The 11,852-nt window shown below is 32.2% G+C and carries 15 protein-coding genes; 11 read left to right on the top strand and 4 right to left on the bottom strand.

Annotated features, from left to right (window positions below):
• The first annotated feature begins 86 nt into the window (after positions 1-86).
• The 6 genes from VOI25_RS01735 to VOI25_RS01710 all read left to right on the top strand — a co-directional run bounded on the left by VOI25_RS01735 (position 87) and on the right by VOI25_RS01710 (position 6,021).
• Positions 87-347: a thiamine-binding protein gene (locus tag VOI25_RS01735; protein WP_323787171.1), complete on the top strand. Its 261-nt coding sequence runs from the start codon at positions 87-89 to the stop codon at positions 345-347.
• Positions 331-972 carry a nicotinamide riboside transporter PnuC gene (pnuC, locus tag VOI25_RS01730; protein WP_323787170.1) on the top strand — a complete coding sequence of 214 codons (642 nt, stop codon included), beginning with the start codon at positions 331-333 and terminating at the stop codon, positions 970-972. Before VOI25_RS01735 ends, pnuC begins: the two co-directional genes overlap by 17 nt.
• Positions 924-1,499 (top strand): ATP-binding protein, encoded by a 576-nt coding sequence (locus VOI25_RS01725; RefSeq protein WP_323787169.1) that lies wholly within the window; start codon positions 924-926, stop codon positions 1,497-1,499. The genes pnuC and VOI25_RS01725 overlap by 49 nt, the downstream gene beginning before the upstream one ends.
• Complete coding sequence (locus tag VOI25_RS01720) at positions 1,499-3,061, top strand: DUF4301 family protein (protein ID WP_323787168.1); 1,563 nt, start codon at positions 1,499-1,501, stop codon at positions 3,059-3,061. The genes VOI25_RS01725 and VOI25_RS01720 overlap by 1 nt, the downstream gene beginning before the upstream one ends.
• Positions 3,054-3,461, top strand: coding sequence for an alternative ribosome rescue aminoacyl-tRNA hydrolase ArfB (gene arfB, locus VOI25_RS01715; protein WP_323787167.1), 408 nt, complete (start codon positions 3,054-3,056; stop codon positions 3,459-3,461). The genes VOI25_RS01720 and arfB overlap by 8 nt, the downstream gene beginning before the upstream one ends.
• Before the next feature lie 349 nt (positions 3,462-3,810).
• The gene (locus VOI25_RS01710; RefSeq protein ID WP_323787166.1) at positions 3,811-6,021 is read left to right on the top strand and encodes a TonB-dependent receptor; all 2,211 of its coding nucleotides are present in this window, start codon (positions 3,811-3,813) and stop codon (positions 6,019-6,021) included.
• Between the two features lie 26 nt (positions 6,022-6,047).
• On the opposite strand, the gene VOI25_RS01705 is transcribed toward VOI25_RS01710, so the two are convergent.
• Positions 6,048-6,596, bottom strand: a complete 549-nt coding sequence (locus tag VOI25_RS01705; RefSeq protein WP_323787165.1) for a hypothetical protein — start codon at positions 6,594-6,596, stop codon at positions 6,048-6,050.
• Positions 6,597-6,670: 74 nt separating this feature from the next.
• Here VOI25_RS01705 and greA point away from each other — a divergent pair, with 74 nt between their 5' ends.
• Both greA and VOI25_RS01695 read left to right on the top strand, forming a co-directional pair.
• The gene (gene greA, locus VOI25_RS01700) at positions 6,671-7,144 is read left to right on the top strand and encodes a transcription elongation factor GreA (protein WP_323787164.1); all 474 of its coding nucleotides are present in this window, start codon (positions 6,671-6,673) and stop codon (positions 7,142-7,144) included.
• A gap of 102 nt (positions 7,145-7,246) precedes the next feature.
• Positions 7,247-7,636, top strand: a complete 390-nt coding sequence (locus VOI25_RS01695) for an HIT family protein (RefSeq protein ID WP_323787163.1) — start codon at positions 7,247-7,249, stop codon at positions 7,634-7,636.
• Here VOI25_RS01695 and VOI25_RS01690 read toward each other — a convergent pair whose 3' ends face one another.
• Positions 7,637-7,993: a hypothetical protein gene (locus tag VOI25_RS01690; protein WP_323787162.1), complete on the bottom strand. Its 357-nt coding sequence runs from the start codon at positions 7,991-7,993 to the stop codon at positions 7,637-7,639. It lies immediately after the preceding gene.
• A 9-nt stretch (positions 7,994-8,002) separates the two neighbouring features.
• Positions 8,003-9,145: a HAMP domain-containing sensor histidine kinase gene (locus VOI25_RS01685; RefSeq protein ID WP_323787161.1), complete on the bottom strand. Its 1,143-nt coding sequence runs from the start codon at positions 9,143-9,145 to the stop codon at positions 8,003-8,005.
• A 145-nt stretch (positions 9,146-9,290) separates the two neighbouring features.
• Between VOI25_RS01685 and VOI25_RS01680 the strand changes: the two genes are divergently transcribed.
• The 3 genes from VOI25_RS01680 (at position 9,291) to aat (ending at position 11,290) form a co-directional block, all read left to right on the top strand.
• Positions 9,291-10,160 (top strand): flavin reductase family protein, encoded by an 870-nt coding sequence (locus tag VOI25_RS01680; protein WP_323787160.1) that lies wholly within the window; start codon positions 9,291-9,293, stop codon positions 10,158-10,160.
• Between the two features lie 36 nt (positions 10,161-10,196).
• Complete coding sequence (locus VOI25_RS01675) at positions 10,197-10,568, top strand: DUF3127 domain-containing protein (RefSeq protein ID WP_323787159.1); 372 nt, start codon at positions 10,197-10,199, stop codon at positions 10,566-10,568.
• Between the two features lie 95 nt (positions 10,569-10,663).
• On the top strand, positions 10,664-11,290 hold the full coding sequence (gene aat / locus VOI25_RS01670) for a leucyl/phenylalanyl-tRNA--protein transferase (protein WP_323787157.1): 627 nt from the start codon (positions 10,664-10,666) through the stop codon (positions 11,288-11,290).
• Here aat and VOI25_RS01665 read toward each other — a convergent pair.
• Positions 11,287-11,850: a DNA-3-methyladenine glycosylase I gene (locus VOI25_RS01665; RefSeq protein ID WP_323787155.1), complete on the bottom strand. Its 564-nt coding sequence runs from the start codon at positions 11,848-11,850 to the stop codon at positions 11,287-11,289. The genes aat and VOI25_RS01665 overlap by 4 nt on opposite strands.
• Positions 11,851-11,852 lie beyond the last annotated feature (2 nt).

The raw sequence follows: 11,852 nt of genomic DNA, 5'->3' as shown, positions 1-11,852 counted from the left end.
ATATAGAGAAAAGAATAAAAGGTTAGAAAATTAAGATGCGAGTCTTGTCTATTTTCTTTTATCTATTCTCTAGAATCTCAAAAACCATGAACATATCAGTTGAATTAACTTTAACGCCCTTGCAAGATGATTATGAACCAGCAATAATTCATTTTATAAAAAAGCTGCGGTCATCAAATTTAAAAGTCCTCGAAAATCCTTTGAGTACCCAAATTTATGGTAACTACGATGAGGTAATGGCATTGTTAACTATTGAAATAAAAGAGGTGTTTCAACTAATAGAAAGAGGATTGCTTCATATTAAAATTGTAAAATCTGATCGTTACGACTATGAACCACATTTTTGAGTTTCTTTTCGAAATTTATCAAAATAGAGCGACTCATCTCATTGTTCTTGAAGCGATAGCTTTTTTCTTTGGTATTGCAAGTGTCATTTTCGCAACAAGAGAAAACATTTTAGTATATCCAACAGGATTGGTGGCAACGATAATTACCGTTTATATTTTTCTTCATGATGAACTCATGGGAGATATGATGATGAATTTCTATTATTCAGTTATGAGTATTTATGGATGGTGGAATTGGTCAAGAAAAAAGAATAATAAATATGTTGTGCCGATTTCTAGAACAAACACAAAAGAAAAGTTGATTGGATTTGGAATGTTTCTACTAACAATGCTCGTAACGTACTTGATTTATAAAGGCTACGGAACAGTCATTGATTCTTCTAATTATATTGATATTTTTACATCAGGAATATTTTTTACTGCCATGTGGTTTATGGCAAATAAAAAGTTAGAAAACTGGACACTTTGGATTTTTGCAGATATTATCACTGTACCACTTTATGCGTATAGAGGTTGGGGAATGTTATCTTTGCAGTATTTAATATTTACCATTTTAGCAATACAAGGCTATTTAGCATGGAAGAAAAGCTTAAACAAATCTCAGATGGAAACTCAAACTGTATAAAAGTAGTTTTATATGGTCCAGAATCTACTGGAAAATCATCTCTAGCTAAAGAATTGGCTGCATATTTTGATACAGTTTATGTAAAGGAATTTTCTCGTACCTATGCTGAAACTAAGGCAGAACAGAATTTAAAGCTAACAAAAGGTGATGTGTTACCAATTGCTATCGGACAAATGAATTCGGAAAATGAACAACTCAAAAATGCAAATAGACTTTTAATTTGTGATACCGATTTGCTGGAAACTAAAGTCTATTCTGAGTTTTATTATAATGGATTTTGCCCAGATATAGTTGAAAAATATGCTCTAGAAAACACTTATGATTTATATTTTTTGACTTATATTGACAGTCCTTGGGAAGCAGATGGAATTCGTGATCAGCCTAATTCAAGGTTAAAAATGTTTACTGCCTTTGAACAAGCACTAGTAGATTCTAAAAAAAAATATTGTATTGTTAAAGGAAGTTTTGAAGAACGACTTAACATTTGCATCACCCAAATACATGAACTTTTAAACAAAGTAAATTGATGTTTTCAGAAAAAGATAAACAACAAATAAAACGTAAAGGACTTACTTTAAGAAAAGTAGAACAGCAAATTGAGCTTTTTGAAAATGGAATTCCTTTTGCAAATTTAGTTGCAGAAGCTACAATAAATGATGGTATATTAAGTCTGTCAGAGGATGATATGCAGGAATTCATGTCTTATTTTGAATCTAAAAAAGATAGTGTTTCCATATTAAAATTCGTTCCGGCATCTGGAGCTGCAACCAGAATGTTTAAGTTTTTATATAGTTTTTTAGAGGAATATGATCTGGAAAAAGGCAGTATCAATTCCTATATTAATCGATATAAAAATAATGACTTATCCCTTTTTTTTATTGGTCTAGAAAAGTTCCCGTTTTATCACATTGTTCAAGAAAAACTGAATAAAACCTATCCTAATTTTGATTCATTGTCAATAAACGAACAGCGTTTAAATTTCGTGAAGATGATGTTAGATACTGGTAAACTAGATTATGGCAATTCTCCAAAAGGTCTAATGCCTTTTCATAAATATAAAAAGCAAGTTGTTTCTACGGCTTTTGAAGAACATTTATACGAATCTGCTTTGTATTCATCTAATAACGAATCGACAAAGCTTCATTTTACCATCTCAGAAAAACACAATCATAAGTTTGATGAAGAGTTTTCAAGAATTGAACAAAAAGTAGAAGAAATAACAGGTTCTAAATTTGATATTTCTTTTTCCTATCAAAAAGAATCTACAGATACCATCGCTGTAACACCAAAAAACAAACCGTTTAGAGAAGATGATGGTTCCTTGCATTTTAGACCTTCAGGTCATGGTGCTTTGATCGAAAATTTAAATGATTTAAATGCGGATATTATTTTTATTAAAAATATTGACAATGTTGTTACCTATAAATACAAGAATGAAGTTGTAAAGTATAAAAAAGTATTGGCAGGTATTTTATTAAAGATACAAGAACAAGTATTTAAATATCTAGAGGTTTTAGAGGACGGCATTGTTTCTGAGGAACAACTCATAGAAATTGGTGAGTTTTTAGTCAATTCAATGAATGTAAAGATTAGTTCGGAGTTTGAAAAATATTCTCGAATTTATCAAATAGAATATTTAACTGAAAAACTAAATCGACCTATTCGTGTTTGCGGAATGGTTAAAAATGAGGGAGAACCTGGTGGTGGACCATTTTGGATTAAAGATGAAAGTGGAAACATATCACTTCAAATCGTAGAATCTGCCCAGATTAATAAAAAAAGTAAAGTTCAAAAACTAATTTTAAAGAATGCGACACACTTTAATCCAGTAGATTTAGTTTGCGGAATTAAAAATTATAAGGGTGATAAGTTTGATCTTAAAAAGTTTATTGATGCTAAAGCTGCTTTTATTACCATGAAAACTAAAACAGGCAAAGACTTAAAGGCGCTTGAATTGCCTGGACTTTGGAATGGTAGTATGGCAAACTGGAATACAGTTTTTGTAGAAGTTCCGTTAATCACTTTCAATCCTGTAAAAACGGTTAATGATTTATTAAAAGCGCCTCATCAAATCAAATCTAATGTTTAATGAACAGGCCTTATTAAATGAATTAACTTTTAAAGCTATTCGAAGTTCTGGCGCTGGAGGACAACATGTCAATAAAACAGCATCAAAAGTTGAACTGACCTTTGATTTAGAATCTTCTGAAGTCTTATCTGAAGAGCAAAAGGACCTTCTCAAAATTAATTTAGAAACAAGATTAACTAAAGCTTTTGTATTGATTTTACAATGTGGAGAGAGTAGAAGTCAGCATAAAAACAAAGCCATTGTTATAGGTCGGTTTTTAGAATTAATCACTAGTAATTTAATTGAAGATAAAGAACGAATTCCAACAAAAACACCGAAAGCGGTTAAAAAAAAGCGATTAGCAAACAAGCGAAAAAATGCTGAGAAGAAGACCAATCGTAAACCACCTCAAATTGATTAATTAAAAAACTAAAGATTATTGATGCCCATTCGATAAATCTATTTTACCTTTGCAACGTTCTCAAAAAAGGGGTGCCTATTATCGGCTGAGATCATACCCATTGAACCTAGAACAGGTAATGCTGTTTAGGAAGCGAGCGTAAAGAAAGTGTCCAGTTGACATTTTTAGCGAGTGCAATTAGGTTATCAATGTTTGTTTGTACTTCTGAATTTAAATATGTTTAAAATAGACATGTAAGGATTCAAAACATAAAACATCATGTCAATATTGTACAAGTTCAATGCTCAAAAAATTAATTTTTAACAAAGAATAATAACCTCTTTTTATTCGATTATTTTTATTTAATCGCATGAATTTTACTATTCTAAAAGGTACAAAAACTAAAAACGCACTTACATTTTTATGTCTTTTTGCATTATCGTATGGTGTCTTTTCACAAGAAAAAGAACAAGATTCTACTAAAGTTGAAACACTTGATGAAGTTTTAGTTAAGGCTGTTCGCGTTGATGCCAAATCGCCAATCACGCATTCTAATGTTACTAAAAAGCAGCTTGCTAAACGTAATTTAGGACAAGATATTCCCTTATTATTAAACTTTTTGCCTTCTGTTGTAACCACTTCAGATGCTGGTGGAGGAATTGGTTATACTGGAATTCGTGTTCGAGGAATAAGCTCTCAATCTACTAATATTACCATTAATGGTATTCCTTATAATGATGCAGAATCGTTAGGTACGTTTTGGGTAAACTTAGGTGATTTTGCATCTTCTGTAGAAAGTTTACAACTGCAAAGAGGTGTCGGAACTTCTACTAATGGTTCTGGCGCTTTTGGCGCAAGTATCAATGTGCTTACAGATGCTGTTTCAAAAGAAGCAAATGGAGAGATTTCTAATTCCTTCGGAAGTTTTAAGTCTAGAAAACATACCCTAAAATTTAGTACAGGTCTATTAAATGAACACTTCGAAATTGCTGGTCGTTTATCTAATATTGCTTCAAATGGTTATATTGACAGAGCTTCGACAGATTTGAAATCTTACTTTTTGCAAGGTTCATATATTGATGACAATACACTTATAAAAGCTATCACTTTTGGTGGAAATGAAGTAACATATCAGGCATGGAATGGTATTGATGCACAAACACTTAAAGAGGACAGAACGTTTAATTCTGCAGGAATTTATACTGATGATGATGGAAGCACTCAGTTTTATGATCGTGAAGTTGATGACTATAAACAAGATCATTATCAATTACATTGGAGTCAACGTGTTAGTAATCGATGGTCCACTGCAGTTGGATTGAATTATACGTATGGTCGTGGGTTTTTTGAACAGTTTAGAGAGGATGATGATTTTTCAACCTACGGTTTTGAAGAGTTATCCGTAAACGGAGAACTTGTAAACACAACAGACCTTATTCGTCGTCGTTGGTTAGAAAATGATTTTTACGTGTTTAATGCTAGCGCAAATTATAAGCACAATAATTTAGATATGATTTTTGGAACGTCCTTCAGTCATTATGATGGTGATCATTTTGGGGAAGTTATTTGGGCAGAATTTGCTAGTCAAAGTGATATTAGAGATCGTTATTATGAAGGTAATGGCAAGAAAAATGATTTATCAGTCTTTGCCAAAGCTAATTTTAGGTTGAACGAAAACATAAAACTTTATGGTGATTTACAAGTGAGAAATGTGAATTATGCAACTTCTGGAATAGCTTCTAATTTGACTAATTTTAGAGTTGATGAAAACTTTACATTTTTCAATCCGAAGGCCGGAATCACGTATGAGTTAAATTCAACCAATGATTTGTATTTTTCTTATGCTCGAGCGAATAGAGAACCGAGTCGTGATGACTTTGAAAATAACGCAGATATAAAACCAGAACAACTTAATGACTTCGAGTTGGGATGGCGACATAAAAAAGGCAATTTTAGTTTTAATGCAAATACTTATTTTATGCTTTATAATGAACAATTGGTGCTTACTGGAAATATAGATGGTGTTGGTAATCCAATTAGAACTAATAGTGGAGAAAGCTATCGTTTGGGACTAGAATTAGAAGCTGTAATTCCTGTGTCATCAAAATTAACTTTACAACCTAATGTGACATTGAGTTCAAATAAAAATAAACAAACAATTATTCCTTTTGATGGTGAATTAGTGAGTTTAGGAAAAACAAATATTGCGTTTTCACCAGAGCTTATTGCAGCCAATGCTATTGTTTATCAACCCATTAAAAACTTACAGATGTCATTGTTGAGCAAATTTGTAGGAGAACAATTCATGAGTAATACTGAGGCGGACTTGTCAAAACTAGACAGCTTCTTTGTCAATGATTTTAATATCTCATATACCATTGAGCCAAAATCAATTTTTGATGCCGTGATTTTTACAGGATTGATTAATAATATTCTTAATGAAAAGTATGTGTCTAATGGTTATTATTTCACCTATGATGACGATTTTACAAATCCAGGAACAATAACTACGGTAGAAGGCAATGGGTTTTACCCACAAGCCACTACCAATTTTTTATTAGGAGCAACCCTAAAGTTTTAATTTGTTATGACTTTAGTTCTTTTGAGTTAATTGGAAATAGTTAATTCCGATCCATTGGCAGTTACTCGATACTCCTGTAAGGCACAAGCTAATTGGCCACCTTCAGAAAAACCAGTTAATAAATTGTATTGGTTTTCATCGGCACAACCACAGGTTACCAGAACGCCATTAGCACTCATAAAAGAACAAGTGTCTGTCACGTGATTTGGATCAGCAGCATCAAAAGCTCTAAAGTTTCCACCAACATTAATCACATAAATTCCAGCCACTCCTTCATTTGGGATGTAGACAGAATTTGTAGTAAATTGTAATTGACTATACTGAGGTAGGTTCAAACTAATGGTTCTATTCACACCTATACTGGGTAAAAAATTACAATTATTTATATTGCCGCCATCATCCTTTTTACAAGTTGTTAAAAGTAAGAGCGATAAAATGAATACAAGTTTCTTCATTGGTGCATTAAATTTTGGAGGCAATTTACAATATTTTAAAGGTTGAAATAAATATTTTGTATCTTTGTATAACAAATCTCGTGTGAACGGGATTTTTTTGTGCTGAACTAGTTTATTCATAAATATCTATTATAAATCAAGGTATTCATGAATCTGTGATTTCAGCATCTTTTTTATTAATAAACGAATGAATTATGAGTAAAGTATCTTATTATACTCCTGAAGGATTAAAAAAGTTAAGAGACGAGCTTAAGCATTTAAAGGATATTGAGAGACCTAATGCGTCTCGAGCAATTGGAGAAGCAAGAGACAAAGGAGATTTAAGTGAAAATGCAGAGTATGATGCAGCAAAAGAAGCACAAGGCATGTTAGAAATGAAAATTTCTAAACTTGAAGACACTTTAGCTGGAGCACGTGTTATTGATGAATCTCAAATGGATACATCTAAAGCATTGGTGTTATCTAAAGTGAAGATAAAAAATCAAACAAATGGCATGGAATTGACCTATACATTGGTTGCTGACGGTGAAGCAGATTTGGCCTCAGGTAAAATCTCTGTAAATTCACCTATTGGAAAAGGTTTACTGGGAAAATCTGTTGGTGAAGTTGCAGAAGTTCAAGTACCAAATGGTGTTATGAAATTTGACATATTAGAAATTTCTAGATAATCAATTCCTGCACATGCAGGAATCTCATTAATATATTGCAAAAAGGTTCCTTCAAAAGAGGAATCTTTTTATATTTACATACACTCCTAAATAAATCAAACAATGGCATCTGTCTTCACGAAAATCATAACAGGCGAAATACCATGTTATAAAGTTGCAGAAACTGAAGATTACTTAGCGTTTTTAGATATCAATCCGAATGCCAAAGGTCATACGCTTTGTATTCCTAAAAAAGAAGTTGATAAACTCTTCGATTTAGAAGAGTCATCGTATCATGGTCTTTTAGAATTTTCTAGAAAAGTTGCTATTGCCATTGAAAAAGCTGTGCCCTGCAAACGAGTTGGAATGACTGTTATTGGCTTAGAAGTGCCGCATGCACATGTGCATTTAATTCCACTTAACACCATGGAGGATGCTCGATTTATTAATAAAGTGAAATTTGATAATGACGAGCTACAAACTATTGCAAATAGCATCGCTTCTCAGTTATAATTAAAAGGATAAAACTCCAGTTACAAACAGCATTACGATAATTAAAAGGAGTAAGTCAACACTTATAAAAACCCAACCTGCTAGTTTGAGTTTTAAAGATTTTGATTTAGGTGTTACAGCTCGTTTTTGATAATCGACAACTTGTTCAATGTCATGTGTCCAACGCACCGGGAAAATATCAGTGTTGCAGGTTTTACAATGCATTTCATGAACCGTATCTTCTGTAATAGCTTTATAGAATAAGTTTTCAACAAACTTCTGCTTAAATGTTAGCTCTAGTCCATCCTTAGAATAGCATTCAGGACAATTATTATTGAGCTGAACTTCCTTTAAAGTGAAATATTGTTGCGTTTTCATATCTTAAAGTTAAGACAATAGTTTTAATGAAATTTGCATCGTAGTTCCTTTACCAATTTCAGAGTTAAGCACTTTTATTTTTCCATTATGGTAATCTTCTATAATTCGTTTTGCTAAAGAAAGACCTAAACCCCAACCTCGTTTTTTACTAGTGTAACCAGGTTGAAAAATGGTATTATATTTTTGTTTTGAGATTCCCTTACCTGTATCTTTAACTTGAATCTTTACAAATTTTCCATCATTTGTAATGGCCAATTTTAGTTGCCCTTTTCCTTTCATAGCATCAATGGCATTCTTAACTAAATTTTCAATCGTCCAACTGTACAATTGTTGATTAAGATTGACAAACATTACGTCATTAGGAGCAGTGATTTCAAAGTCAATTAATTTTGATGATCGCGCTTTTAAATACTCATACGAGTCTAAGGTTTCTTTGACGATATCTAATTTTTCAAGTTTTGGAACCGAACCAATTTTACTAAAACGATCAGTGATGGTTTGCAACCGTGTAATGTCTTTTTCTATTTCTACTAAATAATCAGGATTGACTTGCTCAGAACGCAATATTTCTGTCCAACCAACGAGTGAAGATAATGGCGTTCCAATTTGATGTGCAGTTTCCTTTGCCATTCCTGTCCATAATTTATTTTGATCGGCTGTTCTAGAGCTTTTATAAAAGAAATACGCTAAAGCAGCAAATAGAAAAATAATAAGCAAAAGTGCTAACGGATAATACTTTAGTTTATTAAGTAGAGGAGAGTTACCGTAGTAAATTGTTGAATAGACTTCACCTTCAAAAAAGACTTCAATAGGCTTGTTCTCATTTTTAAATTTTGTAATAAGCTTATTTACAGCTATTGAATCTTTAGTTTTAGATTCATCGATATTATTTATTACTCCAACAGTTTGTGTATCATTAATCATAACCAGAATTGGAGTAGAAGTGTTGCTATTAAGAATTTGCAACATTAAATCTAAGTTCGGATTGTTTTCAGATTCTAGAAACTCGGTTTGCGCAGAAGACCAAATTTTCATTTTTGCACGTTCTTCATCTTTAAAATGTTGAAAAAACACGTAAGTATTCCAAAGAATAAGTGAAATAATAATAAAGGAAGCCACAATGACAACCCATCGTGTTAAGTTTCTGTTCATGGTTTGAGCCATCAAGTATAATTTTTGAATTTTAAATATAATGGATTTATGTTAATAATATTGTTCTAAGGCTATGCAAATCACTTTCATAACTTTAGCATTATGGTTACATTTGCTTTTTTAATAGGTAAAACGAAAAGTTTAGATGGCATCTTTTGATCCTAAAAGTATTTCAACAGCAAAATTACATGGGTATTTGTTAAGTGCAGTAGCACCAAGGCCAATAGCTTTTGCTAGTACAATAGATTCAGACGGTAATCCTAATTTGTCTCCTTTTAGTTTTTTTAATGTGTTTAGTGCCAATCCACCAATACTCATTTTTTCACCTGCTCGTCGTGTTAGAAATAATACAATAAAGCATACTCTAGAAAATGCTCAAGACACTAAGGAGGTTGTTATTAATGTTGTTAATTATGACATTGTTCAGCAAATGTCTTTGAGTAGTACAGAATACGCAAAAGGTGTTAATGAGTTTGATAAATCAGGTTTGACAATGTTAGAATCTGAAGTGGTCAAACCCTATAGAGTTGCAGAATCTCCTGTTCAGTTTGAATGTAAGGTCAATGAAATTATTGAACTAGGAACAGAAGGAGGAGCTGGTAATCTCATTATATGTGAAGTTTTGAAATTTCATATTGATGATTCAGTAATGGACGATAAACAAATTATAATTCAAGAAAAACTAGATTTAGTTGCGAGAGCTGGAGGCAACTATTACAATAGAGCAAAAAGCGGCTTTTTTGAAATTCCAAAGCCTTTATCAACATTGGGTATTGGAGTTGATGCCATGCCAAGTGAAGTTAAAAACAGTATGATTTTAACAGGAAATGATTTAGGAATGTTAGGTAATGTAGAAGTATTACCAACAAAAAAAGAAGTGGAAGCATTTATAGATAATGTAAGTGAACGTTATCCAAATATTAGAGAAATGTCTCATAGACAAAAACATAAAATAGCTAGAAATTATCTAAGCTATGGCGATGTTAATAGCGCTTGGAAGCTATTATTATCATAAAAATAATAACATAAATTAATTATAAGTATTACGAGAATGGAAGTACAAGGAAAAGTAAAAATGATTGGCGAAACGCAAACTTTTGGTAGCAACGGTTTTAGAAAAAGAGAATTGGTAGTTACTACTGAGGAACAATATCCACAACATATTTTAATTGAATTTGTTCAAGACAAAACAGATTTATTAAATAGCTATCAAGTTGGTCAAGGCGTAAAAGTAAATATCAACTTAAGAGGACGAGAATGGGTTAATCCACAAGGAGAGACTAAATATTTTAATTCGGTTCAAGGTTGGAGAATTGAAAATCTTGCAGCTACCGACGAAAATATGCCACCTGTTGCTCCAGCTGAAGCATTTGAGCCAGCAACAAACTTAAACGAAGAAGATCACGACGATCTTCCTTTCTAAGGAACCTTTTTTCTGCGAAGGCAGGAACCTTATAAATTAGGCCTCAATGTTTTTTTAGCATTGAGGTTTTTTATTGATTTTTTACGCATACAAATATGATATTACTCACCAAAGACATAACATTTCCAGATGTTTCCAAAGCTACAGATGAAGGTCTTTTAGCATTTGGAGGTGATCTATCTACTGAGCGGTTAATATTGGCCTATAAAAGCGGAATTTTTCCGTGGTTTGATGATACTGATCCAATTTTGTGGTGGTCTCCTGATCCTCGTTTTGTGTTGTTCCCTGAGCAATTAAAAGTATCAAAAAGTATGAGGCAAGTCTTAAGAAATTCAGATTTTGAAATTACAATAAACAAAGATTTTGAAGCTGTTATAAGTAACTGTTCAAACATAAAAAGGGATGGTCAACAAGGTACTTGGATTACCAATGATTTAAAAAATGATTACATTAAACTTCACGAGTTAGGTGTTGCAAAATCTGTTGAAGTTTGGTTAAAAAACGAATTAGTTGGAGGCTTGTATGGGATAGATTTAAATAATGGAGTGTTTTGCGGTGAAAGTATGTTTAGCAAAGTAAGTAATGCCAGCAAAGTTGGATTTATTTCGTTTGTTCAAAACACAAATTATAAGCTAATAGATTGCCAAGTGTACACAAATCACCTTGATAGTTTGGGAGCAGAAGATATGTCTAGAGATGAATTTTTGAAGTACTTAGATTAAACGTCATTATATCTAAAACAATTGACTTCGTGATCATTAACCATTCCAGTTGCTTGCATATGCGCATACACAACTGTTGAACCTACAAATTTAAAACCTCGTTTTTTTAAATCTTTACTTATAGCATCACTTAATGGTGTGTTTGCTGGTGCATCTTTGTAATTCTTGAGACTGTTTTTTATGGGTTTGCCATCAACAAAATCCCAAATGTATTTTGAAAACGAGCCAAACTCTTTTTGAATGCTCATAAACGCTTGTGCATTTGTAATGGTTGCGTTTACTTTCAATTTATTTCTGATGATACCTTCATTTTGTAATAAAGCATCTATCTTTTTTTGATTGTAGGTTGCGATTTTTTTATAGTCGAAATTATCAAAAGCAGTTCTGAAGTTGTCTCGTTTTTTTAAAACAGTAATCCAACTTAAACCAGCCTGAAACGTTTCCAAAATTAAAAACTCGAATAAGGTATCATCATCAAAAACAGGAACACCCCATTCTTCATCATGATAAGCTTCATATAAATCACTGCCAAGGCACCAACCGCATTTATGTTTGGTCATAA

The organism is Psychroserpens sp. (assembly GCF_034670085.1).
Lineage (GTDB): Bacteria > Bacteroidota > Bacteroidia > Flavobacteriales > Flavobacteriaceae > Psychroserpens.
The sequence above is the reverse complement of the archived record's forward strand: the minus strand, read 5'-3'. Positions and strand labels throughout refer to the sequence as shown.

Excerpts from the sequence above, each read along its gene's own strand:
- arfB (WP_323787167.1), top strand. The coding sequence starts at position 3,054 with ATGTTTAATGAACAGGCCTTATTAAATGAATTAACTTTTAAAGCTATT.
- VOI25_RS01720 (WP_323787168.1), top strand. The coding sequence starts at position 1,499 with ATGTTTTCAGAAAAAGATAAACAACAAATAAAACGTAAAGGACTTACT.
- VOI25_RS01735 (WP_323787171.1), top strand. The coding sequence starts at position 87 with ATGAACATATCAGTTGAATTAACTTTAACGCCCTTGCAAGATGATTAT.
- pnuC (WP_323787170.1), top strand. The coding sequence starts at position 331 with ATGAACCACATTTTTGAGTTTCTTTTCGAAATTTATCAAAATAGAGCG.
- VOI25_RS01705 (WP_323787165.1), bottom strand. The coding sequence starts at position 6,596 with ATGAATAAACTAGTTCAGCACAAAAAAATCCCGTTCACACGAGATTTG.
- VOI25_RS01690 (WP_323787162.1), bottom strand. The coding sequence starts at position 7,993 with ATGAAAACGCAACAATATTTCACTTTAAAGGAAGTTCAGCTCAATAAT.
- VOI25_RS01685 (WP_323787161.1), bottom strand. The coding sequence starts at position 9,145 with ATGAACAGAAACTTAACACGATGGGTTGTCATTGTGGCTTCCTTTATT.
- greA (WP_323787164.1), top strand. The coding sequence starts at position 6,671 with ATGAGTAAAGTATCTTATTATACTCCTGAAGGATTAAAAAAGTTAAGA.
- VOI25_RS01680 (WP_323787160.1), top strand. The coding sequence starts at position 9,291 with ATGGCATCTTTTGATCCTAAAAGTATTTCAACAGCAAAATTACATGGG.
- VOI25_RS01675 (WP_323787159.1), top strand. The coding sequence starts at position 10,197 with ATGGAAGTACAAGGAAAAGTAAAAATGATTGGCGAAACGCAAACTTTT.
- aat (WP_323787157.1), top strand. The coding sequence starts at position 10,664 with ATGATATTACTCACCAAAGACATAACATTTCCAGATGTTTCCAAAGCT.
- VOI25_RS01695 (WP_323787163.1), top strand. The coding sequence starts at position 7,247 with ATGGCATCTGTCTTCACGAAAATCATAACAGGCGAAATACCATGTTAT.
- VOI25_RS01665 (WP_323787155.1), bottom strand. The coding sequence starts at position 11,850 with ATGACCAAACATAAATGCGGTTGGTGCCTTGGCAGTGATTTATATGAA.
- VOI25_RS01725 (WP_323787169.1), top strand. The coding sequence starts at position 924 with ATGGAAGAAAAGCTTAAACAAATCTCAGATGGAAACTCAAACTGTATA.
- VOI25_RS01710 (WP_323787166.1), top strand. The coding sequence starts at position 3,811 with ATGAATTTTACTATTCTAAAAGGTACAAAAACTAAAAACGCACTTACA.